The sequence below is a fragment of the Streptomyces sp. NPDC001137 genome, from assembly GCF_040298885.1.
Taxonomy (GTDB): Bacteria; Actinomycetota; Actinomycetes; order Streptomycetales; family Streptomycetaceae; genus Streptomyces.
Genome location: NZ_JBEPBA010000007.1, coordinates 16157 through 41353, shown reverse-complemented (window position 1 = coordinate 41353; position 25197 = coordinate 16157). Strand labels below are relative to the sequence as shown.

Annotated in this window: 26 protein-coding genes; 16 read left to right on the top strand and 10 right to left on the bottom strand. The window is 69.4% G+C overall.

The window, feature by feature from the left end:
* Window positions 1–26: 26 nt before the first annotated feature.
* Window positions 27–2114: a transketolase gene (tkt, locus tag ABT254_RS15680; protein WP_351469273.1), complete on the bottom strand. Its 2088-nt coding sequence runs from the start codon at window positions 2112–2114 to the stop codon at window positions 27–29.
* Window positions 2115–2470: 356 nt separating this feature from the next.
* On the opposite strand from tkt, the gene ABT254_RS15675 reads away from it, so the two are divergent.
* The 3 genes from ABT254_RS15675 to ABT254_RS15665 all read left to right on the top strand — a co-directional run bounded on the left by ABT254_RS15675 (window position 2471) and on the right by ABT254_RS15665 (window position 5016).
* Window positions 2471–3424 carry a heme o synthase gene (locus ABT254_RS15675; protein ID WP_351469272.1) on the top strand — a complete coding sequence of 318 codons (954 nt, stop codon included), beginning with the start codon at window positions 2471–2473 and terminating at the stop codon, window positions 3422–3424.
* A gap of 92 nt (window positions 3425–3516) precedes the next feature.
* A complete protein-coding gene (locus tag ABT254_RS15670) occupies window positions 3517–3849 on the top strand; it encodes a hypothetical protein (RefSeq protein WP_181922503.1) in 333 nt (110 codons plus the stop codon).
* Between the two features lie 60 nt (window positions 3850–3909).
* Window positions 3910–5016 (top strand): amidohydrolase family protein, encoded by a 1107-nt coding sequence (locus tag ABT254_RS15665; protein WP_351469270.1) that lies wholly within the window; start codon window positions 3910–3912, stop codon window positions 5014–5016.
* A gap of 115 nt (window positions 5017–5131) precedes the next feature.
* Here ABT254_RS15665 and ABT254_RS15660 read toward each other — a convergent pair whose 3' ends face one another.
* The 4 genes from ABT254_RS15660 to ABT254_RS15645 form a co-directional block, all read right to left on the bottom strand.
* Window positions 5132–6142, bottom strand: a complete 1011-nt coding sequence (locus ABT254_RS15660) for a COX15/CtaA family protein (protein WP_351469268.1) — start codon at window positions 6140–6142, stop codon at window positions 5132–5134.
* A gap of 68 nt (window positions 6143–6210) precedes the next feature.
* Entirely contained in the window at window positions 6211–6996 is a 786-nt protein-coding gene (locus ABT254_RS15655) for an ABC transporter permease (RefSeq protein ID WP_351469266.1), read from the bottom strand.
* Window positions 6993–7916, bottom strand: a complete 924-nt coding sequence (locus ABT254_RS15650) for an ABC transporter ATP-binding protein (RefSeq protein ID WP_351469263.1) — start codon at window positions 7914–7916, stop codon at window positions 6993–6995. The genes ABT254_RS15655 and ABT254_RS15650 overlap by 4 nt, the downstream gene beginning before the upstream one ends.
* A 10-nt stretch (window positions 7917–7926) precedes the next feature.
* Window positions 7927–8787 (bottom strand): AAC(3) family N-acetyltransferase, encoded by an 861-nt coding sequence (locus ABT254_RS15645; RefSeq protein WP_351469260.1) that lies wholly within the window; start codon window positions 8785–8787, stop codon window positions 7927–7929.
* Between the two features lie 172 nt (window positions 8788–8959).
* Here ABT254_RS15645 and ABT254_RS15640 point away from each other — a divergent pair, with 172 nt between their 5' ends.
* Genes ABT254_RS15640 through ABT254_RS15605 form a run of 8 tightly spaced genes read left to right on the top strand, consistent with a single transcriptional unit; the run spans window position 8960 to window position 15531 of the window.
* Window positions 8960–9712, top strand: a complete 753-nt coding sequence (locus ABT254_RS15640) for a helix-turn-helix transcriptional regulator (protein ID WP_351469257.1) — start codon at window positions 8960–8962, stop codon at window positions 9710–9712.
* Window positions 9709–11130 (top strand): Fe-S cluster assembly protein SufB, encoded by a 1422-nt coding sequence (sufB, locus tag ABT254_RS15635; protein ID WP_351469255.1) that lies wholly within the window; start codon window positions 9709–9711, stop codon window positions 11128–11130. Before ABT254_RS15640 ends, sufB begins: the two co-directional genes overlap by 4 nt.
* A 59-nt stretch (window positions 11131–11189) precedes the next feature.
* Window positions 11190–12371 (top strand): Fe-S cluster assembly protein SufD, encoded by a 1182-nt coding sequence (gene sufD / locus ABT254_RS15630; protein WP_351469253.1) that lies wholly within the window; start codon window positions 11190–11192, stop codon window positions 12369–12371.
* The gene (locus tag ABT254_RS15625; protein WP_058926031.1) at window positions 12371–12691 is read left to right on the top strand and encodes a non-heme iron oxygenase ferredoxin subunit; all 321 of its coding nucleotides are present in this window, start codon (window positions 12371–12373) and stop codon (window positions 12689–12691) included. The genes sufD and ABT254_RS15625 overlap by 1 nt, the downstream gene beginning before the upstream one ends.
* 7 nt (window positions 12692–12698) lie before the next feature.
* A complete protein-coding gene (gene sufC, locus ABT254_RS15620) occupies window positions 12699–13463 on the top strand; it encodes a Fe-S cluster assembly ATPase SufC (protein ID WP_351469250.1) in 765 nt (254 codons plus the stop codon).
* Window positions 13460–14716 (top strand): cysteine desulfurase, encoded by a 1257-nt coding sequence (locus tag ABT254_RS15615; RefSeq protein WP_351469247.1) that lies wholly within the window; start codon window positions 13460–13462, stop codon window positions 14714–14716. The genes sufC and ABT254_RS15615 overlap by 4 nt, the downstream gene beginning before the upstream one ends.
* Before the next feature lie 18 nt (window positions 14717–14734).
* The gene (gene sufU / locus ABT254_RS15610; protein ID WP_351469244.1) at window positions 14735–15202 is read left to right on the top strand and encodes a Fe-S cluster assembly sulfur transfer protein SufU; all 468 of its coding nucleotides are present in this window, start codon (window positions 14735–14737) and stop codon (window positions 15200–15202) included.
* Complete coding sequence (locus ABT254_RS15605) at window positions 15199–15531, top strand: metal-sulfur cluster assembly factor (RefSeq protein ID WP_131569140.1); 333 nt, start codon at window positions 15199–15201, stop codon at window positions 15529–15531. The genes sufU and ABT254_RS15605 overlap by 4 nt, the downstream gene beginning before the upstream one ends.
* 56 nt (window positions 15532–15587) lie before the next feature.
* On the opposite strand, the gene ABT254_RS15600 is transcribed toward ABT254_RS15605, so the two are convergent.
* The 3 genes from ABT254_RS15600 to ABT254_RS15590 form a co-directional block, all read right to left on the bottom strand.
* A complete protein-coding gene (locus ABT254_RS15600) occupies window positions 15588–15713 on the bottom strand; it encodes a hypothetical protein (protein ID WP_351469240.1) in 126 nt (41 codons plus the stop codon).
* 164 nt (window positions 15714–15877) lie between these two features.
* Entirely contained in the window at window positions 15878–18673 is a 2796-nt protein-coding gene (locus ABT254_RS15595; RefSeq protein ID WP_351469237.1) for a tetratricopeptide repeat protein, read from the bottom strand.
* A 97-nt stretch (window positions 18674–18770) separates the two neighbouring features.
* Window positions 18771–19601 carry an AbfB domain-containing protein gene (locus tag ABT254_RS15590; RefSeq protein WP_351469234.1) on the bottom strand — a complete coding sequence of 277 codons (831 nt, stop codon included), beginning with the start codon at window positions 19599–19601 and terminating at the stop codon, window positions 18771–18773.
* Window positions 19602–19825: 224 nt separating this feature from the next.
* Between ABT254_RS15590 and ABT254_RS15585 the strand changes: the two genes are divergently transcribed.
* From ABT254_RS15585 to dapD, 3 genes are all read left to right on the top strand, one after another.
* Window positions 19826–20146 (top strand): DMT family transporter, encoded by a 321-nt coding sequence (locus ABT254_RS15585; protein WP_351469231.1) that lies wholly within the window; start codon window positions 19826–19828, stop codon window positions 20144–20146.
* Complete coding sequence (locus ABT254_RS15580) at window positions 20146–20682, top strand: TetR/AcrR family transcriptional regulator (RefSeq protein WP_351469229.1); 537 nt, start codon at window positions 20146–20148, stop codon at window positions 20680–20682. The genes ABT254_RS15585 and ABT254_RS15580 overlap by 1 nt, the downstream gene beginning before the upstream one ends.
* Before the next feature lie 129 nt (window positions 20683–20811).
* Entirely contained in the window at window positions 20812–21801 is a 990-nt protein-coding gene (dapD, locus tag ABT254_RS15575; protein WP_351469226.1) for a 2,3,4,5-tetrahydropyridine-2,6-dicarboxylate N-succinyltransferase, read from the top strand.
* 51 nt (window positions 21802–21852) lie between these two features.
* Here the strand turns inward: dapD and ABT254_RS15570 are convergent, their stop codons facing one another.
* Window positions 21853–22356, bottom strand: coding sequence for an HAD domain-containing protein (locus tag ABT254_RS15570; protein WP_351469223.1), 504 nt, complete (start codon window positions 22354–22356; stop codon window positions 21853–21855).
* 116 nt (window positions 22357–22472) lie between these two features.
* Between ABT254_RS15570 and ABT254_RS15565 the strand changes: the two genes are divergently transcribed.
* Both ABT254_RS15565 and ABT254_RS15560 read left to right on the top strand, forming a co-directional pair.
* Window positions 22473–23042, top strand: a complete 570-nt coding sequence (locus ABT254_RS15565) for a SigE family RNA polymerase sigma factor (protein WP_351469220.1) — start codon at window positions 22473–22475, stop codon at window positions 23040–23042.
* Window positions 23039–24259, top strand: coding sequence for an SMP-30/gluconolactonase/LRE family protein (locus ABT254_RS15560; RefSeq protein ID WP_351469217.1), 1221 nt, complete (start codon window positions 23039–23041; stop codon window positions 24257–24259). The genes ABT254_RS15565 and ABT254_RS15560 overlap by 4 nt, the downstream gene beginning before the upstream one ends.
* Here ABT254_RS15560 and dapA read toward each other — a convergent pair whose 3' ends face one another.
* Window positions 24260–25156: a 4-hydroxy-tetrahydrodipicolinate synthase gene (gene dapA / locus ABT254_RS15555; protein ID WP_351469214.1), complete on the bottom strand. Its 897-nt coding sequence runs from the start codon at window positions 25154–25156 to the stop codon at window positions 24260–24262.
* Between the last annotated feature and the right edge of the window lie 41 nt (window positions 25157–25197).

Here is a 25197-nt window from a genome sequence, read left to right as displayed (position 1 = left end):
CATCTCCTACGTGTCGTATATGGGCGTCAGCGCTGGGCGGCGGCGATGGATTCCCGGGCCTTCGCGGCCACGTTCTCCGCAGTGAAACCGAACTCGCGGAAGAGGACCTTGCCGTCGGCGGACGCACCGAAGTGCTCCAGGGAAACGATGCGGCCCGCGTCCCCGACGTACTTGTGCCAGGTGAGTCCGATGCCCGCCTCGACCGCGACCCGCGCCTTCACCTGCGGCGGCAGGACGCTGTCCCGGTACCCCTGGTCCTGCTCCTCGAACCACTCCACGGAGGGCATGGACACGACCCGCGTCGGCACCCCGTCCGCCTGGAGCTGCTCGCGCGCCTCGACGGCGACGTGCACCTCGGAACCGGTGGCGATCAGAATGACCTGCGCCTCGCCGCCTTCCGCCTCGAACAGGACGTAACCGCCCTTGGCCGCGTCCTCGTTGGGCGCGTACGTCGGAACGCCCTGGCGGGTCAGCGCGAGGCCGTGCGGGGCGCCCTTGCCGAACTCCTTGGTGTAGCGCCCCAGGATCTCGCGCCAGGCGATCGCGGTCTCGTTGGCGTCGGCGGGACGCACGACGTTGAGACCGGGGATGGCGCGCAGGGACGCGAGGTGCTCGACCGGCTGGTGGGTCGGACCGTCCTCGCCCAGGCCGATGGAGTCGTGCGTCCACACGTACGTCACCGGCAGGTGCATCAGCGCCGACAGACGCACCGCGTTGCGCATGTAGTCGGAGAAGACCAGGAACGTACCGCCGTAGATACGGGTGTGGCCGTGCAGCGCGATGCCGTTCATCTCCGCGGCCATGGAGTGCTCGCGGATGCCGTAGTGGATCGTGCGGCCGTACGGGTTCGCCTCCGGCAGCGGGTTGTCCGCCGGCAGGAACGAACTGTTCTTGTCGATCGTCGTGTTGTTCGAGCCGGCGAGGTCGGCGGAGCCGCCCCACAGCTCGGGGATGATCGCGCCCAGTGCCTGCAGCACCTTGCCGGAGGCGGCACGCGTGGCGACAGCCTTGCCGGGCTCGAAGACGGGGAGCTTGTCCTCCCAGCCGGCCGGCAGCTCACCGGCGTTGATGCGGTCGAACTCGGCGGCGCGCTCGGGGTTGTTCTGCCGCCACAGCTGGAAGGACTTCTCCCACTCGGCCTTCGCCTCGCGGCCCCGCTCCAGCGCCTGGCGGGTGTGCTTGATGACGTCGTCGGAGACCTCGAAGGACTGCTCCGGATCGAAGCCCAGGACGCGCTTGGTGGCGGCCACCTCGTCGTCGCCGAGCGCCGAGCCGTGGGCGGCCTCGGTGTTCTGGGCGTTCGGGGCGGGCCAGGCGATGATCGAGCGCATGGCGATGAAGGACGGCTTGTCCGTCACCTGCTTCGCGGCCTCGATCGCGTTGTAGATGGCGTGCGGGTCCAGGTCGCCGTCAGGCTTCGGGGCGATGCGCTGGACGTGCCAGCCGTAGGCCTCGTACCGCTTGACGGTGTCCTCGGAGACGGCCGTCTCGGTGTCGCCCTCGATCGAGATGTGGTTGTCGTCCCACAGCAGGATCAGATTGCCCAGCTTCTGGTGGCCGGCCAGCGAGGACGCCTCGGCGGAGATGCCCTCCTGGAGGCAGCCGTCACCGGCGATCGCGAAGACGAAGTGGTCGAAGGGGGACTCGCCCTGCGGGGCGTCCGGGTCGAACAGACCGCGCTCGTAGCGGGCGGCCATCGCCATGCCCACGGCGTTGGCGACACCCTGGCCGAGCGGGCCGGTCGTCGTCTCGACGCCCTTGGTGTGGCCGTACTCCGGGTGCCCGGGGGTCTTCGAGCCCCACGTCCGGAAGGCCTTGAGGTCGTCCAGCTCCAGGCCGAAACCGGCCAGGTAGAGCTGTGTGTAGAGGGTCAGGGACGAGTGGCCGGCGGACAGCACGAAGCGGTCGCGGGCAACCCAGTCCGGGTCGGCCGGGTCGTGCCGCATCACCTTCTGGAAGAGGGTGTAGGCGGCGGGCGCCAGGCTCATCGCCGTACCCGGATGGCCGTTGCCGACCTTCTGTACGGCGTCGGCGGCCAGGACGCGGGCGGTGTCCACGGCCCGCTGGTCCAACTCGGTCCACTCGAGGTCTGTGGTGGTCGGCTTGGTGCTCACCCTGAGTCAGGGCTCCTCTCCACATGTCACGCATGTCGAATGCCGGCGCACTGGACGCCCACCGGCCGCTGTCGAGCCTACCCCTGTAAGTACGTGCAATTTTTCGAGTCATTCCAGACTGCCGGGCCTACGGGGGATCCGCCTCCCGACTGGGCAGATCGCATTCGGCAACTGAATACGGAGCGGCTCATCCGAGTGCTCAATCGAGCTGTCGATCGAGCTTCTGTACGGCCCCTCCCAACACGACCCCACCCCCGCGAAGGTCGGGGTATGGGCAACGTCTACAGTGGCGTGGTACGCGCGAGCCTTTACCGGGACTTCACACGGGTGAGGCTTGCTGGGATGTCTCTGTAGGGGTGTGCGTGACGGCCGTCGAATCCCGTCCAGCCGGGGTGCTGGGGGAGAGCAGGAGCTCGAGTCACCGGCCGTTCGGGGCCCGTGTCAAGGCGTTCGTGGCGCTCACCAAGCCGCGGATCATCGAGCTGCTGCTCATCACCACCGTTCCGGTGATGTTCCTGGCGCAGCAGGGCGTGCCGGACCTGACGCTGGTGCTGCTCACCTGCGTCGGCGGCTACCTCTCCGCGGGCGGCGCCAACGCGCTGAACATGTACATCGACCGCGACATCGACGCCCTCATGGACCGCACCTCGCAGCGCCCGCTGGTCACGGGCATGGTCAGCCCGCGCGAGTGCCTCGCCTTCGGTATCACCCTCGCGGTCGTGTCGACGCTGCTGTTCGGCTTCACCGTCAACTGGCTGAGCGCCTGGCTCTCCCTCGGCGCACTTCTTTTCTACGTCGTCGTCTACACGATGATCCTCAAGCGCCGTACCTCGCAGAACATCGTGTGGGGCGGCATCGCCGGCTGCCTCCCGGTGCTCATCGGCTGGTCGTCCGTCACGAACTCCATGTCGTGGGCGCCCGTCATCCTCTTCCTCGTCATGTTCTTCTGGACGCCGCCGCACTACTGGCCGCTGTCCATGAAGGTCAAGGACGACTACGCGCGCGTGGGCGTGCCGATGCTGCCGGTCGTCGCCTCCAACAAGGTGGTCGCCAAGCAGATCGTGATCTACAGCTGGGTGATGGTCGCGGTCTCGCTGCTGCTGACCCCGCTCGGCTACACGGGCTGGTTCTACACGCTCGTGGCGCTGCTGGCGGGCGGCTTCTGGCTGTGGGAGGCGCACGGCCTGCAGAACCGGGCGAAGGCGGAGGTGACGGGCGCGAAGCTGAAGGAGATGCGCCTGTTCCACTGGTCGATCACCTATGTGTCGATCCTGTTCGTGGCGGTCGCGGTGGACCCGTTCCTGCGCTGAACCCTTTGTGACGTCCGACGGGCGGGGTGCGTGGTCAAGGCCACGCACCCCGCCCGTCGCCGTTGGATCTACCCGTCGGTAGCATCCTGGCCATGGCAGAGACTCAGCAGGTTGACCCGAAGGCCGAGCGCAAGGTGGCGCGGCTCGCCAAGCAGATCAGCGCCTTCTCCAAGGCGCACGGCGGGGCCGAGGGCCAGGTGGCCTACATCGGCGAGCGCGGCGCGCGCATCGTCCTCGTCGGCGAGGACGGCGGCTGGGGCGACCTGGTGGCGCCCTCGTACGAGCTGGCCGAGAAGGCGGTGGAGAAGGCCGGCATCACCGTCCACGAGGACTTCGACGGCGAGTTCGCGGCCAAGGTGAAGACCGGCCGCTACGAGTGGACGCGCATGGCCGGGATCCAGGTGGGCGGTCCGAGCAACACCTAGTGCCGGGTTCACCCGTTAGGCCCTGTGACGCATGCAGGGTCCAGCACACGGGGAGTCCGGATGATCGAAACGCCGTCCCTCGTGGACCAGTACTGCCACGGCGTACTGAGGACGGAGCTGGGCCTCGGCACCTTCGAGGCCCAGCTGTCGCGCACCGAGGGCCCGCCCGCCGCGGGCACCACCCTCTTCGACACCCAGACCGGTTTCGCCGTACGACGCTGGTGCCCTCCGCTGCTCGGCCTGGAACCGCACTGTCCGCCCGCCCGCTATCTCGCCCGCCGTCGTGAACTGGGCGTACTGGAATCGGGCCGCAGGCTGCTGCGCGGCAGCGGCATCACGACCTATCTGGTCGACACGGGGCTGCCCGGTGATCTGACCGGGCCCTCGGAGCTGGCGTCCGCCGGGGCCGCCGAGGCCCGCGAGATCGTCCGCCTGGAGTTACTGGCCGAACAGGTCGCCGACACCTCCGGCACCGTGGAGTCCTTCCTGGCCAACCTCGCCGAGTCGGTGCATGCCGCGGCCGCGAACGCCGTGGCCTTCACTTCGGTCGCGGGCCTACGGCACGGTCTGGCGCTCGCGCCCGAGCCGCCGGGGCCGGGGGAGGTGCGGGGCGCCGCCGGCCGGTGGCTGGCCGGACGCCGGGTGGGTGGCGAGCTGACCGACGCCGTACTCCTGCGGCATCTGCTGTGGATCGCCGTCGCCTCGGGCCTTCCGCTCCAGCTCCACGCGGGCCTCGGCGAGCCGGGCCAGCGCATCGACCGCACCGACCCGGTGCTGCTCACGGACTTCGTCCGCGCGACGGCGGGACTGGGCACCGATCTGGTCCTGCTGCACGGCTACCCCTACCACCGCCACGCCGCCCACCTGGCCGGCGTCTTCCCGCATGTCTACGCCGACTCGGGCGCCGCCCTGGTCCGCACCGGCGCCCGCGCCGCGACCGTCCTCGCCGAGATCCTGGAACTGGCCCCCTTCGGCAAGATCCTCTTCTCCAGCGGCGCCCATGGCCTGCCCGAACTGCACGTCGTGGGGGCGCGACTGTTCCGGGAGGCCCTGGGGCGCGTGCTGGGCGGTTGGGTCGCCGAGGGGGCGTGGTCGCTGGCGGACGCGCAGCGCGTGGCGGGCATGGTGGCGGCGGGGAATGCGCGCAGGGTGTACGGCCTGGGGTAGCGCCCCGAAGGGGCGCGAGGCCGTGACATCGGCGGCTCCGCCGCGCGGGCGCGACCAGCCACGACGGAGCCGCAGACGACCGACGGCGTATCCCCGTACTTCTCCGGCGAAGCGTCTAGGCGCGCGTGCCCACCGTCACCTCGGCCGAGGGGCCGGGCAGGTCGGCAACCGCCACCGGTCGCTCCCGCAGGGCCAGCAGCACCCGCAGCGCCCAGATCCAGATCAGGCAGGAGCCGAACATGTGCAGCCCGACGAGCACCTCGGGCAGGTGCGTGAAGTACTGGACGTAGCCGATGACGCCCTGCGCGAGCAGCACCAGGAACAGCTCGCGGGTGCGGGCCAGGGGGTCCTTGGGGGCGTCGACCGCCTTCAGGACGAACCACAGGGCGAAGGTCAGCGTCACCACGATCCATGCGAGCACCGCGTGCAGCTTGGCGACCGTCTCCCAGTCGATCGGGATCCGCTCGACCTCCGTGGAGTCGCCCGCGTGCGGTCCCGCTCCGGTGACGACCGTGCCCACGGCGATCAGCAGCACGGTGGCGAGGACCAGGAACCACACCATCTGCTGCACCGGCTTGCCGACCAGCGGGCGCGGTGCCCCGTCGCCCTCGCGGGTGCGCTGCCACATCACCACGGCGACCGCGATCAGCGCGGAGGCGAGCAGGAAGTGCGCCGCGACCGTGTACGGGTTGAGGCCGACCAGGACCACGATGCCGCCGAGCACCGCGTTGCCCATGACCAGCCAGAACTGCGCCCAGCCCAGACGGGTCAGGCTGCGCCGGTACGGCTTCTCGGAGCGCGCGGCGACGATCGCCCAGCCGATGGCGGCGCACAGCACATACGTCAGCATGCGGTTGCCGAACTCGATGGCGCTGTGGAAGTTCATCTCGCCCGTCGGTGCGAGCGAGTTGGCGGTGCACTTGGGCCAGGTCGGGCAGCCGAGCCCGGAGCCGGTCAGCCGCACCGCACCGCCGGTGACCACGATGACCACCGACATGACGAGCGCGGAGAGAGCCGACCGCTGGACCGTCCGGGGCTCGGGGGTCCAGCGTCCGGCGATGAAGGAGAGCGGGTTGCGCAGGGCCGCCACGGCGTCGGCGCGGGTCACGTTTGGCACGCGTTCCATCGTAGGGGGCTGCTTGTGCACGCTTTCACGAGGGTCCATGACACGCCCGTCCGCCGACCGGCTGCCGGCTACTCCCAGCGGAAGAACTTCCCGGCCACCGCCAGCCCGACGACCGCCCACACGCCCAGGATCCCCAGGTCCCCCCAGGGCATTCCGGCTCCGTGCTGCAGTACTTCCCGCAACCCGTCCGACAGTGCCGAGATGGGCAGCAGGCCCAGCACGTCCTGCGCCCCCTGCGGGAACTTGTCCATCGGCACGATCACGCCGCCGCCCACGAGCAGCAGCAGGAAGACCAGGTTGGCGGCGGCCAGGGTCGCCTCCGCCTTCAGGGTGCCCGCCATGAGGAGCCCGAGGCCGGAGAAGGCCGCCGTACCGAGGATGAGCAGCAGCAGGACGGCCGCCACGCTTGTCAATGTTCCAGCGCCCTTCGGGGACCAGCCCAGCGCGAAGGCGATCACCGTCAGGAGGATCACCTGAAGGACCTCGGTGACCAGCACCGACGCCGTCTTCGCGGTCATCAGGCCCCAGCGGGGGAGCGGCGAGGAGGCCAGGCGCTTCAGGACGCCGTAGCGGCGCTCGAAGCCCGTGGCGATCGCCTGGCCGGTGAACGCCGTCGACATCACGGCGAGCGCCAGGATGCCGGGGGCGAGGAAGTCGACGGCCTTGCCGGTGCCGGTGTCGACGATGTCCACCGAGCTGAACAGGACCAGCAGGAGGGTCGGGATCACGACCGTCAGGAGGAGCTGTTCGCCGTTGCGCAGCAGCATCTTCGTCTCGAGCGCGGCCTGCGCCGCGATCATGCGGGGGAGAGGGGCCGCGCCCGGCTTGGGGGTGTAGATGCCGGTGGTCGTCACGAGCGCAGCTCCTTGCCGGTGAGCTCCAGAAAGACGTCTTCGAGGGTGTGCCGTTCGACCGAGATCTTGTCCGGCATCACCCCGTGCTGCGCGCACCAGGACGCCACCGTCGCCAGCAGCTGCGGGTCGACCTTGCCCACGACCCGGTACGAGCCCGGGGTCAGCTCCGCCGCCGAGCAGTCCGCGGGGAGTGCCTTGAGCAGGGAGCCCACGTCCAGGCCCGGGCGGCCGGTGAAGCGGAGGGTGTTCTCGGCGCCGCCGCGGCACAGCTCCTCCGGGGAGCCCTGGGCGATGACCCGGCCGGCGTCGATGATCGCGACGTCGTCGGCGAGCTGTTCGGCCTCGTCCATGTAGTGCGTGGTGAGGATGACCGAGACGCCGTCGGCACGCAGATCGCGGACCAGGTCCCAGGTGGCGTGGCGGGCCTGCGGGTCGAGGCCGGCGGTCGGCTCGTCCAGGAACACCAGTTCCGGGCGGCCCACGACGGCCATCGCGAGCGCGAGGCGCTGCTGCTGGCCGCCGGAGAGGCGGCGATATGTCGTACGGCCGCAGGATTCGAGGCCGAGCCGCTCTATGAGGGCGTCCACGTCCAGCGGGTCGGCGTGCAGTTTCGCCACGTGCCGCAGCATCTCGTCCGCCCGCGCGCCCGAGTAGACGCCGCCGGACTGCAGCATCACGCCGATGCGCGGATGCAGCTCACGCGCCTGTCGTACCGGGTCGAGCCCCAGGACGCGCACGGTGCCCGAGTCCGGTCTGCGGTATCCCTCGCAGGTCTCGACGGTCGTGGTCTTGCCCGCGCCGTTCGGGCCGAGTACGGCGGTCACACCCGCCTGGGCCACCAGGTCGAGGCCGTCCACAGCGGTTTTGGTGCCGTACCGCTTCACCAGGGCCTGAACCTGGACCACGGGCTCACTTCGCATGGGCCAGAGTCTAGGTACGGGTTCCACGGCCCGGACGGGCGGGTGCAGGATCTCCACTCCCAGGGGGCGCGGGGATCTCGTCCTCACGCGACCGGTGCAAGGCCAGCCACCGCTCCGCATACGCCACCGCGTCCGCCACGGGGAACAGCCGGACCTCTGCGGCGCCCACCTTCCCGCGCACGACGGCACGGTCCCGCTCGAAGTCGTATCCCAGCTCGTCGAACCGCTCGGAGGTGATCGAGACCTCCGTCACCGTCTCCCAGCCGCCCCCGGGCGCCGGGCGCCCCACCGCCACGAGGGGCGACGGTATCCGGTACTCGGCGAGGTGGAAGCTCGTGCACGAGCCGTACCCCGCGCCGAGCAGCAGCACCCGGGCGCCCAGCCGCTCCAGCCGCGCCAGCGGGCTGCGCTCGCCCAGCCGGCAGTCGGTCGCGTGGTCGTCGACGATCTCCGCCGCGCGGGGGCCGAGGGCGGCGAAGGACGTCTGCGGGTGCGCGCTGCGCCGGGCGCCCGGCCAGGTGCGCACGGTCTCCGGGACCACCCCGACCCCGCGCGAGGGTGTGACCAGCGGGTCGTAGGCGGGCATGGTGGCCCGGATCCGCTCCCACCACTCCTCGGGCACCGGCGGATTGCTCCACAGCGCCGGGTCCGAGAGGTCGCCGGTCTGGGTCGGGACGACGATCGTGCCCTCATGGCCGAGCGCGTCGAGAAGACCTTGCACGACCGCGACGGCGCCTCCGCAGACCCAGCCGAGGCTGCTGAGGGAGGAGTGCACCAGGAGGGTCTCGCCGGTCTCGACGCCCAGTAGGCGCAGCTGTGCGGCGATGGTGTCGCGGGTGACAAGAGGGCCGGTCGGAGGGGGTGTCGGCATGGTTGGGGAGTGTTCCCGAAGGTGCTCCTGGCCGCCACCGAATTGACCCTGCTCCGATCGATCAAAGATCGTTTCCGCAGGTCAGGTTAGGTGTGCCTAAGTGACGCAGGGCACCGTCCAGCAGCCGGGACGTGGGTTGCCCGCCCCTGAGGAATTACGCAACAATGGCGTTGTGAAAAACGTCGGCGAGGCTCTGGAGACCCCCACGGGGGCGCACCAGGAAGAGCACGCGACCGGTGAGCGCTCCACGCGCAACCGGGTCGCGCGGTCGATCCTGGACCACGGGCCGTCGACCGTCACCGAGCTGGCCGGGCGCCTGGGGCTCACCCCCGCGGCCGTACGACGGCATCTGGACGCGCTCGTCGCGGACGACGTCGTCGAGGCACGGGAGCAGCGGGTGTACGGCGCGCGCACGCGCGGCCGTCCCGCCAAGGTGTTCGCGCTGACCGACTGCGGCCGTGACGCCTTCGACCAGTCCTACGACAAGCTGGCCGCGGACGCCCTGCGCTGGATCGCGGAGCGCTTCGGCGGGGACGAAGCGGTAGTCGCCTTCGCCCGCGCGAGGATCGCGGAGCAGGCCGCCGCCTACCGCGCGGCGATCGAGGCCGCCGCCCCCGAGCAGCGCACCGAAGCCCTGGCCAAGGCCCTGAGCGCGGACGGGTACGCTGCTACGGCGCGCAGCGCCCCCCTCCCGCAAAAAGGTGAGCAGCTCTGCCAGCACCACTGCCCGGTGGCCCATGTCGCGGAGAAGTTCCCGCAGCTGTGCGAGGCGGAGACCGAGTTCTTCTCCCAGTTGCTCGGCACGCATGTCCAGCGGCTGGCGACCATCGCGCACGGCGACGGCGTCTGCACGACGTTCATCCCCAAGATTTCCAAGACCACTGACAACGCAACTGCAAGCACGGCCGGGAGGAACCCCGCATGACTCTCCCCACGGAGACTGCCCACCCTGAGCTCGAGGGCCTGGGCAAGTACGAATACGGCTGGGCCGACTCCGACGAGGCCGGTGCCTCTGCCAAGCGCGGTCTCAGCGAGGACGTCGTCCGGGACATCTCCGCCAAGAAGAACGAGCCGGAGTGGATGACCAAGCTCCGTCTCAAGGGCCTGCGCCTGTTCGAGAAGAAGCCCATGCCGAACTGGGGCTCCGACCTCTCGGGCATCGACTTCGACAACATCAAGTACTTCGTGCGCTCCACGGAGAAGCAGGCGGAGTCCTGGGAGGACCTGCCCGAGGACATCAAGAACACGTACGACAAGCTCGGCATCCCCGAGGCGGAGAAGCAGCGCCTCGTCGCCGGTGTCGCGGCCCAGTACGAGTCCGAGGTCGTCTACCACCAGATCCGTGAGGACCTGGAGGAGCAGGGCGTCATCTTCCTGGACACCGACACCGCCCTGAAGGAGCACCCCGAGCTCTTCAAGGAGTACTTCGGCACCGTCATCCCGGTCGGCGACAACAAGTTCGCGTCGCTGAACACCGCGGTGTGGTCCGGCGGCTCCTTCATCTACGTGCCGAAGGGCGTGCACGTCGAGATCCCGCTCCAGGCCTACTTCCGTATCAACACGGAGAACATGGGCCAGTTCGAGCGGACCCTGATCATCGTCGACGAGGGTGCCTACGTGCACTACGTCGAGGGTTGTACGGCCCCGATCTACAAGTCGGACTCGCTGCACTCCGCGGTCGTCGAGATCATCGTCAAGAAGAACGCCCGCTGTCGCTACACGACCATCCAGAACTGGTCGAACAACGTCTACAACCTGGTCACCAAGCGCGCCGTGGCGTACGAGGGCGCGACCATGGAGTGGATCGACGGCAACATCGGCTCCAAGGTCACCATGAAGTACCCGGCCGTCTACCTGATGGGCGAGCACGCCAAGGGCGAGACCCTGTCCATCGCCTTCGCGGGCGAGGGCCAGCACCAGGACGCCGGCTCCAAGATGGTCCACATGGCGCCGAACACCTCCTCCAACATCGTCTCCAAGTCGGTGGCGCGCGGTGGTGGCCGTACCTCGTACCGCGGTCTGGTCGAGATCGGCGAGGGCGCCGCCGGCTCCAAGTCGAACGTGCTGTGCGACGCGCTGCTCGTCGACACCATCTCCCGCTCCGACACGTACCCCTACGTGGACGTCCGCGAGGACGACGTGTCCATGGGCCACGAGGCCACCGTCTCCAAGGTCTCCGAGGACCAGCTCTTCTACCTGATGAGCCGCGGCCTCAGCGAGTTCGAGGCGATGGCGATGATCGTGCGCGGCTTCGTCGAGCCCATCGCGAAGGAGCTGCCCATGGAGTACGCCCTCGAGCTCAACCGGCTGATCGAGCTGCAGATGGAAGGCGCGGTCGGTTAAGACCCGCAGCCGACAGCAGCCAGCAATTTCTGACGTAGGAAGAGAGCAGACCGACAGCCATGGCTGAGGCTCAGAACATCCCGGTGGGGTCCACCACCGCCGGCCAGATCGCGGTGGCCGCCGAGTCGACCGTCGCCACGCGCATGAGCGCGCCCCCCTCCTTCGACGTGGCGGACTTCCCCGTCCCGCACGGCCGCGAGGAGGAGTGGCGGTTCACCCCGCTGGAGCGCCTGCGCGGGCTGCACGACGGCACCGCCGTCGCGACCGGCGAGGGCGTGAAGGTCGCCGTCGAGGCCCCCGAGGGCGTCACCGTCGAGCTCGTGGACCGTGGCGACCCGCGCCTCGGCAAGGCCGGCACCCCGGTGGACCGCATCGCCGCCCAGGCGTACTCGGCGTTCGAGAAGGCCGGCGTGGTCACCGTCCCCAAGGAGACGGTGCTCACCGAGCCGATCCGCATCGCCGTGCACGGCGAGGGCGGGGTCGCCTACGGCCACCAGGTCGTCGAGCTGAAGGCCTTCGCCGAAGCCGTCGTCGTCATCGACCACACCGGTGACGCGGTGCTCGCCGCCAACGTCGACTACATCCTGGGCGACGGCGCCAAGCTGACCGTCGTCTCCGTCCAGGACTGGGACGACAAGGCCGTGCACGTGGCCCAGCACAACGCGCTCGTCGGCCGGGACGCCTCCTTCAAGTCGGTCGTGGTCACCTTCGGCGGCGACGTCGTACGGCTGCACCCGCGTGTCTCCTACGCCGGCACCGGCGGCGAGGCCGAGCTGTTCGGGCTGTACTTCACGGACGCAGGCCAGCACCAGGAGCACCGCCTGCTGGTGGACCACAACGTCCCGCACTGCAAGTCCAACGTCGTCTACAAGGGCGCGCTCCAGGGCGAGTCCGCCCACGCGGTGTGGATCGGCGACGTGCTCATCGAGGCCAAGGCCGAGGGCACGGACACGTACGAGATGAACCGGAACCTCGTCCTCACGGACGGCGCCCGGGTCGACTCCGTGCCGAACCTCGAGATCGAGACCGGCGAGATCGTCGGCGCCGGCCACGCCTCCGCCACCGGCCGCTTCGACGACGAGCAGCTCTTCTACCTGATGGCCCGCGGCATCCCGGCCGACGAGGCCCGTCGCCTGGTGGTCCGCGGCTTCTTCGCCGAGCTGGTCCAGCAGATCGGCGTCGACGACATCGAGGCGCGCCTGCTGGAGAAGATCGACGAGGAGCTGGAGGCGTCGGTCTGATGTCAGCGTTCGTACGCGCCTGTGGGCTGAGCGAGCTGGAGGAGGACACCCCGAAGCGGGTGGAACTCGACGGCACGCCGGTCTCGGTCGTCAAGACCGAGGGCGAGGTGTTCGCGATCCACGACATCTGCTCGCACGCGAACGTCTCCCTCTCCGAGGGCGAGGTGGAGGACTGCCAGATCGAGTGCTGGCTGCACGGCTCCAGCTTCGACCTGCGCACCGGCAAGCCGTCCGGCCTCCCCGCGACGCGCCCCGTCCCCGTATACCCCGTAAAGATCGAAGGGGACGACGTTCTCGTCTCCCTCAACCAGGAGTCCTGAGGCACCCATGGCAACGCTTGAAATCCGAGACCTGCGCGTCACCGTCGAGGCCGACAACGCCACGAAGGAGATCCTCAAGGGCGTCGACCTGACCGTGAAGCAGGGCGAGACGCACGCCATCATGGGCCCCAACGGCTCCGGCAAGTCGACCCTCGCCTACTCCCTCGCGGGCCACCCGAAGTACACGATCACCGGCGGCACCGTCACCCTCGACGGCGAGGACGTCCTGGAGATGTCCGTCGACGAGCGCGCCCGCGCGGGCCTGTTCCTGGCGATGCAGTACCCGGTCGAGGTCCCGGGTGTCTCCGTCTCGAACTTCCTGCGCACCTCCGCCACCGCGATCCGCGGCGAGGCCCCCAAGCTGCGCACCTGGGTGAAGGAGGTCAAGGAGACCATGGAGCGCCTCTCCATGGACCCGTCCTTCGCCGAGCGCAACGTCAACGAGGGCTTCTCCGGCGGTGAGAAGAAGCGCCACGAGATCCTTCAGCTCGAACTGCTCAAGCCGAAGATCGCGATCCTCGACGAGACCGACTCCGGCCTCGACGTCGACGCGCTCCGGGTCGTCTCCGAGGGCGTCAACCGCGTCCGCGAGACCGGCGAGGTCGGCACCCTGCTGATCACGCACTACACGCGCATCCTGCGCTACATCAAGCCCGACCACGTCCACGTCTTCTCCGGCGGGCGCATCGTCGAGTCCGGCGGCGCCGAGCTCGCGGACAAGCTGGAGGACGAGGGCTACGAGGCATACACGAAGGGCGGCGCATCCGCGTGACACAGCTGCCGGGCCTCCTCGACACCGAGGCGATCCGCAAGGACTTCCCCATCCTGGACCGCCAGGTCCACGACGGGCAGAAGCTCGTGTACCTGGACAACGCTGCGACCTCGCAGAAGCCGCGCCAGGTGCTGGACGCCCTGAACGAGTACTACGAGCGCTACAACGCCAACGTCCACCGCGGTGTGCATGTGCTCGCCGAGGAGGCCACGGCGCTGTACGAGGGCGCGCGGGACAAGGTCGCGTCGTTCATCAACGCGCCAAGCCGCGACGAGGTGATCTTCACCAAGAACGCCTCCGAGTCGCTCAACCTCGTCGCGAACATGCTGGGCTGGGCCGACGAGCCCTACCGCGTGGACCACGAGACCGAGATCGTCATCACGGAGATGGAGCACCACTCCAACATCGTGCCGTGGCAGCTGCTGTCGCAGCGCACGGGCGCGAAGCTGAAGTGGTTCGGCCTGACCGACGACGGCCGTCTCGACCTCTCCAACATCGACGAGATCATCACCGAGAAGACGAAGATCGTCTCCTTCGTGCTGGTGTCGAACATCCTCGGCACGGTCAACCCGGTCGAGGCGATAGTCCGCCGCGCCCAGGAGGTCGGTGCGCTGGTCTGCATCGACGCCTCGCAGGCCGCCCCGCACATGCCGCTGGACGTGCAGTCGCTGCAGGCCGACTTCGTGGCCTTCACCGGCCACAAGATGTGCGGCCCGACCGGCATCGGCGTCCTGTGGGGCCGGCAGGAACTGCTGGAGGACCTGCCCCCGTTCCTCGGTGGCGGCGAGATGATCGAGACCGTGTCGATGCACTCGTCGACCTACGCCCCGGCGCCCCACAAGTTCGAGGCGGGCACGCCCCCGATCGCCCAGGCGGTCGGTCTCGGAGCGGCGATCGACTACCTCCAGTCGATCGGCATGGACAAGATCCTGGCCCATGAGCACGCCCTCACCGAGTACGCGGTGAAGCGGCTGAGCGAGGTCCCGGACCTGCGGATCATCGGCCCGACCACGGCCGAGGACCGCGGCGCGGCGATCTCCTTCACGCTCGGCGACATCCACCCGCACGACGTGGGCCAGGTCCTCGACGAGCAGGGCATCGCGGTCCGCGTCGGCCACCACTGCGCGCGGCCCGTCTGCCTCCGCTACGGAATTCCTGCGACCACGCGAGCGTCGTTCTATCTGTACTCCACGCCGGCCGAGATCGACGCACTGGTCGAGGGGCTGGAGCACGTACGGAACTTCTTCGGCTGAAGGGCGTGAGCTGAGACCGTGAAGCTGGACTCGATGTACCAGGAAGTCATCCTGGACCACTACAAGAACCCGCACGGGCGTGGTCTTCGGGATGGCGACGCCGAGGTGCACCACGTGAACCCGACGTGCGGCGACGAGATCACCCTGCGCGTGAAGTACGACGGCACGAAGATCGAGGACGTCTCCTACGAGGGCCAGGGCTGCTCGATCAGCCAGGCCTCGGCCTCCGTCCTGAACGAACTGCTGGTCGGCAAGGACCTGACGGACGCCCAGAAGATCCAGGAGACCTTCCTGGAGCTGATGCAGTCCAAGGGCCGGATCGAACCGGACGACGCGATGGAGGAGGTGCTGGAGGACGCGGTCGCGTTCTCCGGTGTCTCCAAGTACCCGGCCCGGGTCAAGTGCGCCCTCCTCAGCTGGATGGCGTGGAAGGACGCGACGGCCCAGGCCCTGGGCGGAGCCGACGCCGAAAGGAAGACGGCATGAGTGACACCGTGGAGATGAAGCCCGCCTCGGAGGAGGAGCTCCGCGAGGCCCTGATGGACGTCGTCGACCCCGAGCTGGGCATCGACGTCGTCAACCTCGGCCTGATCTACGGCATCCACGTCGACGACGCGAACATCGCGACCGTCGACATGACCCTGACCTCGGCGGCCTGCCCGCTGACGGATGTCATCGAGGACCAGGCCAAGTCCGCCACGGACGGCCTCGTCAGCGAGCTGCGCATCAACTGGGTGTGGATGCCGCCGTGGGGTCCCGACAAGATCACGGACGATGGGCGGGAGCAGCTTCGGGCGCTGGGGTTCAACGTCTGAGCGACCCGGCTGACCCTGTCGAGGCCCCCGGAGACATTCCGGGGGCCTCGATCCGTTCAGCGGCGCAACGCCCGGGCGAAGATACGAAAGGCGCTGAGCCGTTGATTCCCGTGCAGCCCGCGGAGCGCGGCGAGGAAGGCCACGAGCAGGGACAGCACACAGGCAAGCGGGACGAGCAGCATGAGGAGCACCTCGGGCAGGGACACAGCGCGCCTTTCGACGAATTCGGATCTGCGTACCGGGTGATCGAACCTCTGGGGCATGCCGTCCGGCCCTGGCAAGAACCGTCCGCACGACGGTCTCTGCAGGTCACGACAGGCGGACGGGAATTCCGGGCCGGTCCGGATCAGTGCCGGAAGCCCCGGTCGGGATCACGGTCACGGTCATCCCGAAAGGGTCTGAACCAGTCGTCGGGCCGTAGATTTGCCGCACGCACGTACTGGTGCACGTCGTCGTCCGGATCCTCGATGCCGTCCATCCACGGCTCGTAGAGCCAAAGCACGTCGTGGTCCTCGAAGAGCAGGTCCTTGCAGGCAAACCAGTCGTAGTCCTCGGGGTGTTCAGCGAGGCCCTCGGTGAACTCGGCGACGAGCCCGGGGTCGTCGGTCGTCAGGGCTGCTGCGTGCTCCAGCGCGAGATGCAGCGCCATCTCCTCACCTGTGCTGCGCGGTTGAGGAAGCCGCCCCTGCCTGATGTCGTCGGCGAGGTCGTCGAAGGCCCGGATCATCTGCCGACGCCAGGCGAGGTCCTGGTTCCAGGTCTGGGCCGGCAGCAGATCGAAGCAGCCTGCCGTGCAGGAATCCGCGGTGATCGGCTCGTCCTGGAGCTCTTCCAGCGCCTCGGCGGCCATGTCGCTCTCAATTTCCAGAGCCGCCGCAAGAACCCGCAGGGTACGCGGAGTTGGCGCCCATGGCCCTTGCTCCTCCTCGTATTCGCCGGGTTCGTCGTCGGAGAAGTGGGTGTCCCGCGGTTCGGCCCAGGCCAGCACCGGCTGGTTGAAGTAGGCGGCGGACGCGGGGTCACCGAGTCTCGCGGCACGTCGGTAGCACTTGTGAGCCTTTCTGTACTTGCCGCGCTGATGGTAGAGGTTTCCCAGCAATCGCATCGAGAGCACATCGCCCTGCTCGACGGCGCGCTGATACCACTCCTTGGCGCTCTCGGCCGCCGTGTCCCACTCGGCCGGGTGCCGCGCGGCGATGGATTCTGCGATCTGCCGCATACGCTTTTCGCGCGGCTCTTGCGCGGAGCGGATCCGTCCACGCCATGTATGGAGGCTCCCCAACGTGCGCATGGCCACGTAGTCTCCGGCCTCCGCCGCGATGAGATAGAGCTTTTCCGCCTCGTCGTAGCTGCCCCGCGCCAGGTGGATCTGCGCGAGATTGGTGAGGGACTCCTGATGCCCCCGGTCTGCTCCCTCCCGGTAGAGCCGCTCCGCTTCCTCGTACTCCTCGCGCTCGTAGGCTTCCATCCCGAAGCGGAAGAAGGCGTCTGGAACCTCTGCGACAAGCGCGATGTCCCAGAGCTTCTCCGCCTCTTCACGTTCGCCGCGGACATCGTGCAGGTGGGCGAGTTTGGCTGCTGCGTCCGTCATCCCCGCGTCCAGCGCCCGGCGCCACCACTTCTCCGCTTTCTTGTCGCGCCCTTTGCGGGAGTGGCGGACTCCGAGGTTCACCATGCCATGGGCATCGCCTGCCTTCGCCAGACGATGCCACCAGATGGCGGCGCGCGCCTCTTTCTTCTGGTCCAGGAGAATCGAACCGACGTAGTGCATGGAGCCCGTATGGCCTGCCTCTGCAGCCGGCATCAGTGCGCGCAGAGCGAGGTCGTGGCGATCCGCCCGGTAGGACGAGACGCCCACGGTGTAGCGCTCGTGGACCGCCGCGGCGTGTTCCACCGCGGCTTCCCGGACGGCATCGGGCACGGGTGGGGCGTCGGGCTGTTGGGCCAGCGTGTCGACCAGGTACTCGAATGGGCGCCACAGGTCCCGTCCGGCGGGAATCAGCAGCCGAGTGACGCCCAGGGGATCTCGGCATGCCCAGGCCTTGGCCTCGTCGAGCGATTCCGGCATGAGCATCACGCTCTCCTCGTCGGCGAGATAGCCGGAGTGCAGAGCGGCGATGAGTTCGATGGGCACGGCAGCGAGTCCCGCACGGGCCAGGTCCACGGCCGCCGCCACCAAGGCGTGCCCTCGCGGATTTCCGCCCGCGTAGCGGGCGCCGCGCCAGCGATCCCACAGGGTCGGGCCTGCGGAGAGGTACTCGGCGATGCCGTAGCGTTCGTGATGGCGCAGAGCTTCCAGCAGCCGCGGATCGGTCTGTACCTCGGTGCGAGCGAGCTCCGGTTCGCTCCACTTCCGTGGCAGATCGACGACGGTGGCAGCTTTGAGGACCGGGTCGCTGAGATCGATCCGTGTGTAGGCGTCGTCCCCCGAGGCCGCGCCGGTCTGCCGCGGTGCGCGATGGTTGTACTCGGACAGACGCATGGTGGCGAGGAGGACGGTACGACACCCGACCAGCTCACGAAGCACGGCCTGGTCGAGCCGGGCCGGGCCAAGGTAGCGCTCGAGGTCGTCCAGCCACACGAGGCACTGCCGGCCCCGGTGTGCCCGGGCTCGGGCTTGTTCGACGTACCGGTCCAGGGCGCCCTCCTGGCGTGGGGCCAGCAGCTCCAGGTCGGGCAGCACGCGAGACATGGCTTCGAAAGCGGCACGGGTTTTGCCGGCGGTCGAATCTCCTCTGATCAGGACCAACCCACCGGTGAGCGCCGCCGCCTCGAGGGCAGTATCGATCTCCCGGTCGGCGTCCCGCTCGACATACGGGGGCAGCGGACCGTGCTCGGCTGACTTACGGGCCTGGCGCATGCCCAGCAGGATCGGGTCGGCGTTTCGCACACGGGTGCCGCTTGCTGGGCCGGGCGTGGCCGACGACGAGGACGGCGCCGACTGCCCCGCTGCGTTGTCGTAGACGGCCCGCCATCGACGACGATCGAGACGTGCTGCCGAAAGATCGGACAACTCGCCGACGACACTCAACAACGTCTCCAGTGCGGCCCAGTTCTGAGGACGGCTCTGACCGGTCTGCCAACTGCTCAGGGTCGTCCTGGTAAGCCGTATCCGGCGAGACCTGCGGGACGCGTCGTCCAAGCGCTCCAGCGTGAGACGGGAGTCGGTGATGAGGCTCCGCACCGCATCACCGAACTCCGGGTACCTGACTTCCCTTGACACGCGCCCCCCGACGACCTCAGCTCAGACCTTCCACCAACCGGAACGCCGAGTCTGCCAAATACAGCGAGCTGTTCTGGAAGGAATCCAGCTTCAGCTGGAAGTTCTGGTGTCGCAGGAACCGCCCCGGATAGTTCACCGACTCCAGCATCACCGCGCCCGAGTACGCCGACGTCCGGGGGCAGAACGTCGCGTCCTGCTTGAAGAGGGACGAGCCGTCGTTGCGGTCGGCGAGGAGGATGAAGTTGCGGTGGCGCAGGTACTGGCCGTCGTGGGTGGCGAAGGAGTAACAGGAGCCGTCCGTCAGGCCCTTGACCACCTTGAAGGTGGAGTCCTCGCCTGACTCCGAGCCGCGGACCGGGTCGAGCTTCACATAGCCGCCGCTCACATGCCAGTAGCGGTCCGGGTAGTTGACCGAGCGGACGGAGCGCCAGGTGCTCGTCGGCTTCGGGTGGCTCGACGAATTCGGGTGGGGGCTCGGCGACTTCGACGTCTTCGCGGGGGCCGACTCGGAGCCCTGGGGCCCGGGTGCGGACGACTTGGTGGGCTGTGCGGACGACAGGCCGCGCTTGCCGGACGGTGCCGAGGTGCCGGTCGTGGACGGGCTGGCGAAGGAGATCAGGCCGGGTGGCGTCTCGGCGACGGTCGACGAGGGGATCCCGGACGCCTGTGACGGGCGGTCGGAGTCCCTGTCCATCACGGCTATCGCCGTGGCGCACGCGACGATCGTCGACAGTGCCAGTGCGCCGGCCAGCCAGAGTCTTCGGGTTCCCGGGGCTCGGGAGGTGTCAGGGGCCCAGCCGTTCTCCCAGGGCTGGTTCCGGGGTGGCTCGGGGGTGGTTTCTGGCATGCGCAGTTCCTCCAGCGGCGCCCGAGGCGGCGGCCGGGGATGAGGTGAGGGTTAGGTGAGTGAGCGGTGAAACCTTAGTGGAGCGGAGAGATCGCCGGGAGTCGTTTAAGCGAGCGATTTCCATGAAAGTTGAACCTCCTCATCCGGAATGCAGGGCTACGCATCGCTCCGCGCCGATGTGCCGTTGTGTACGGGCGTACGCATCATTGTGTACGCTCGTACACATGGCATTCCTGATGCTCCTCGCGGCCATCGCCGCCGAGGTGGGCGGTACCACCGCCATGAAGTTCAGCCACGGCTTCAGCCGGCTGTGGCCGTCCGTGCTGACGCTCGCCGGATACGGCGTCTCCTTCTGGCTGCTCGCCCAGACCCTCAAGACCATGTCGGTCGGCACGGCCTACGCGATCTGGTCCGGCCTCGGCACCGCTGCGATCGTGGCGATCGGGATGCTCTTCCTCGGCGAGGGGATGACCGTCCCCAAGGCCGTCGGGATCGCGCTGATCATCGTGGGGGTCGTGGTGCTCAACCTCGGAGGCGCGCACTGATGCCCCGGCGCTACGACCCCGACCGACGCCAGCGGATCATCGACGCGGCGATCCGCGTGGTGGGCGAGAAGGGCCTGGCCGGGCTGAGCCACCGCTCGGTGGCCGCCGAGGCGGACGTCCCGCTCGGTTCGACGACGTACCACTTCAAGACCCTCGACGAGCTGATGGTCGCCGCGCTGCGGCAGGCGAACGAGGGCTTCTTCAAGGTGGTCGTCTCGCGCGGCGGCCTGGAGGACGCCGGCGCCGACCTGGCCACCGAACTCGCGGGCCTGATGGGCGAATGGCTCGCCGGCGACCGTACCGGCGTCGAGCTGGAGTGCGAGCTCTATCTGGCCGCCCTGCGCCGGCCCGCCCTGCGCCCGATAGCCGCCGAGTGGGCCGCGGACCTCGCCGACCGCCTCGCCCGCCGCACCGACCCGCTCACGGCGCGGGCGCTGGTCGCGTTGCTCGACGGGATCTGCCTGCAGGTGCTGCTCACCGGGATGCCGTACGACGAGGAGTACGCGCGTGAGGTGCTGGCGCGGGTCATTCCCTGACCCCCCGCTCGAATGCGCACGGGGGAGCGCGGGACTCCCGCGCGGTGCCCACGGAACGTGCCGCCCGGTACCTGAGACGCACCCGCCACGGGTTGGCCTGCGCAGGCCCCGGCCGGTTAGGTTGCCCTCATGACCGACACGACTGCTCCTCGCACCACCGGCGCCGTGGCCGCCGGGCTTGCCACGATCGCCGCCGACGGCACTGTTCTGGACACCTGGTTCCCCGCGCCCGCGCTCGCCGAAGAGCCCGGTCCGGCCGGCACCGAGCGGCTGTCCGCGGAGAAGGCCGTGGAGCTGCTCGGCGAGGGCGCGGCGAAGGCGATCGGTCCGGACGCGCGCCGGGGCGTCGAGGTGGTCGCGGTGCGCACGGTCATCTCCTCGCTCGACGAGAAGCCGATCGACACGCACGACGCCTATCTGCGTCTGCACCTGCTCTCGCACCGCCTGGTCCAGCCGCACGGCCAGAGCCTCGACGGCATCTTCGGCCTCCTCCCGAACGTCGCCTGGACCTCGCTCGGCCCGGTCGCCGTCGACGAGATCGAGAAGGTACGGCTCAACGCGCGCGCCGAGGGCCTGCACCTCCAGGTGACCTCCGTCGACAAGTTCCCGCGCATGACGGACTACGTCGCCCCCAAGGGCGTCCGCATCGCCGACGCCGACCGGGTGCGGCTCGGTGCGCACCTCGCCGCGGGCACCACCGTGATGCACGAGGGCTTCGTCAACTTCAACGCCGGCACGCTGGGCACGTCGATGGTCGAGGGCCGCATCTCCGCGGGTGTCGTGATCGGCGACGGCTCCGACATCGGCGGCGGCGCCTCCACCATGGGCACGCTCTCCGGCGGCGGCAACGTCCGCATCACCATCGGCGAGCGCTGCCTGATCGGCGCCGAGGCGGGCGTCGGCATCGCGCTCGGCGACGAGTGTGTCGTCGAGGCCGGTCTTTACGTCACCGCGGGCACCCGTGTGACCATGCCCGACGGGCAGATCGTCAAGGCCCGCGAACTGTCCGGCGCCTCCAACATCCTCTTCCGCCGCAACTCGGTCACCGGCACCGTCGAGGCCCGCCCGAACAACGCGGTCTGGGGCGGTCTGAACGAGATCCTGCACAGCCACAACTGAGCGGTACGACAGCCCGGGCGCCCTTCCGCCGGCGGGCGGGAGGGCGCTTCGTCATGCCCGCAGATCCGCCGCGAACTCCGCGAGTGCCGTGAAGTCGTCCTCCCGCAGGCCGAGCCGCGGGCTGACGTGGTGCAGGAGCGCGGGGCCCGGATGGTGGGCGCGCACGTACTCCTCGTCCGCCTGGCTCTGCTCGTCGTCCACCCAGGCGAAGGGGCGGCCCTCGGCATACGCCACGATCGCCTCCGTCTTCCAGTGCACCCCGTCGGGCCGCAGCGCGAACAGGCCCGCGCCGAAGTCGACGTACGGCAATTCGGGCAGGCCGATGACCGGGGCGATCCAGCGGTTGGCGGCGTCCATCCAGGTCGTGGCCCAGCAGAGGTCGTAGTCCAGGGCGAGGAGCGCCGGGCCGTGGGACGGGTTCAGCCAGACCCGCAGGGGCCGGCCAGGATGCAGGGCCACCCGGATCGTCGTACACCCCTCGGGGCGTCGTTCCGGCTTTGCGGCCCACGGGTTGAGCGGGCCGTCGACGTCGAGGAACAGCAGGGGGCGGCTCACAGCAACAACGTACGGAAAATTTCTTCGTCCGGCAGGCATAGCGGCGGACGGCGGGACGCGTCACAAGGGACACAGGGGCGCGCACAGACGCAGCCGCCGGGGAAGAGAAGGTGACGATGAATGCCGAAGGGCTGGACAGCTTCCGCGAGTTCGTGGACAGCAGGTCGTCGGCTCTGCTGAAGACGGCCGTGCTGCTCTGCGGGGGAGATCAGCACGCCGGCGAGGACCTGCTGCAGAACGCGCTCGTCAAGGCGGCGGGGAAATGGCAGCGGATCGACGAGCCCGAAGCGTACGTACGCCGGATCCTGTACCGCCAGCAGGTCAGCCGCTGGCGGCTGAAGTGGCGCAGACGGGAGGTCAGCGTCGCCGAACCGCCCGAAGGGGACGGCCAGTCGACGCACTCGGGTGACACGGCCGCCGCGGCCGAACTGCGCGTCGTGATGCGGGAGGCGCTCGCCCGGCTCACCGCCCGTCAGCGCACCGTGCTGGTGCTGCGCTACTTCGAGGACCTGCCGGAGGCCGATGTGGCCCGCCTGCTGGGCTGCTCCGTCGGCACCGTACGGTCCACCACCCACCGCTCCCTCGCCCGGCTGCGCGCCCTGTCGCCGGAGCTCGCCGCCCTCGGCCCGGCGGACGCCGAACAGCTGCCGTCCCGTGACTACTCGCCCGTGGAGGTGCGTCCGTGAACGTCGACGAACTCGTGCGCGACGCCCTGCGTGAGCAGGCCGCCGGACAGCACCCGGCAGCAGCGGGGTTCGCCGACCGTGTCCTGGCCGTCCGCAGGCGCCGCCGTACCCGCAGGATCACGGCCGCCGCCCTGGCCACCGCGGCCGTGGTAGCCGTCGGAGTGGCGGTTCCGCTGCTGGACTCCGGCAAGAAGGACGTACGGCCCTCGGACGTCGTGGAACAGAACAAGACCAGGGCCCATCCCGACCAGTCGCCCCCGCGCGATCTGATCTCGGCCGGGGGGACGACCCTGGCCGCGTACTACATCTCGCAGAGCGTCAAGCAGACCAAGGACACCGCCGTCAACCGGCGGACCTACTACCTGCTGAACCCGAAGACCGGCAGGTACGAGAAGTCCCCCGAGTGGTCCTGGGTCGCCGTCGCGCCGGGCCTGAAGACCGTCGCCGTCCTGGAGCAGGACCTGCCCGCCTCGCGCATCGGCCTGCTCGACCTGGCCTCCGGCGAGGTGAAGCGGTGGATCCAGATCGACCACGGGGCCGGCGGGCTCGCCTTCTCCCGCGACGGCCGGCGGCTCGTCGCGACGACCTACAGCGAGAACCCCGACCTCAAGCCCATCCCCAAGAAGCTGAAGGGGGGCGGCGAAGTGAGCGTGGAGACGGATTCGCACCGCACCGGCTTCTACGTCATCGACGTGGCGTCCGGCAAGACGCGCTGGAGCCGGGTCGACGCGGGCGGCGACAGCGGATTTCCCGACATGGTCAACTCCCGCCAGGACTTCGCCCTCACCGACGACGGCCGGTACGTCTGGGCCGGCAACCCCAGCGGTGAGATCGGCAAGGAGTTCTGGGACCTCACGGGCACGAAGGTCTCCGTGCCGCCGGGCTACAAGTACCTGGAGTGGTACGTCGACGCCGGGATGTCGCCGAACGGCAAGCTGGTCGCCGGGGACTTCGCCGGCGAGGGGTGGAAGACCGCGTCCTGGATCGTCGACGCCTACACCGGCAAGAAGACCAAGGTGCGCGGGCAGCAGCTGCTCGCCTGGGTCGGCAACAACCGGCTCATCGCCTGGGACATCGACAAGGACGTCAAGAACGAGTTCCACAACCGGCTGGTGCTGGTCACCATCGGCAGCGACAAGGAGGTGCCGCTCAGCGGTTTCCGCCAGGGCAACGACGGTGCCGCCGGACGCTGGGAGCCGCTCTTCGCCCAGCCCTGATCAGCCGGCCGTGAGCTCCTCGTAGGCCGCCAGCAGCCCGTCGACCGTCTCGCGGCCGGCGGGCCGCAGCGGGGCACGGACGGTTCCCGCCGGCAGGCCGAGCTCGTTGAGGAGCGCCTTCGTGGTGACGGTGCCGGGCAGACCGGCCGACATCATCAACTCGATGAGCGGTGTGGCACGTTGCTGGAGGCGGGCGGACACGGGGGTGTCGCCCGCCTCGAACGCGTCGATGACCGCGCGGAGTTGCTCAGGAACCACGTTCGCGACCGTGCTGATGTAGCCCGCGCCGCCCACCGCGTACAGCGCGAGGTTGTGCTCGTCGCAGCCCGCGTAGTACGCCAACTCCGTACGGGCCAGCACCTTCTGGGCGGCGAGGAAGTCGTAGGAGCAGTCCTTGACCGCCACGATCCGGGGGTGCTCGGCGAGCCGGATCATCGTGTCGGACTCGATACGGGTGCCGGTGCGGCCCGGGATGTCGTACAGCACGACCGGCAGCCCGGACGCGTCCGCGACCGTCCGGAAGTGCTCCTCCAGCGCGTCCTGCGGGGGCCTGCTGTAGTAGGGACTGACCACCAGCACGCCGTCCGCGCCCGCCTTTTCGGCCTCCCGGGCGAGCTCCACGGTGTGCCGGGTGTCGAAGGTGCCGACGCCCGCCACGACCGACGCCCGGCCGCCCACCGCCTCGCGCACCGCCTCGACCAGTGCCGCCTTCTCGGCGTCCGTGGTGGTCGGCGACTCGCCCGTCGTACCGGAGAGCACCAGACCCTCGCACCCCCGGGAGACCAGGTGGTCGGCGAGCCGCTGCGCCCCGTCGAGATCGAGCGCGCCCTCCTCGGTGAAGGGGGTGATCATCGCGCAGAGGGCACGGCCGAAGGGTGCGGGGGCGTCAGTTGTCATGTTCTCAGTCTCGGCGGGACGACAGTGAAGCTCCACTTAAT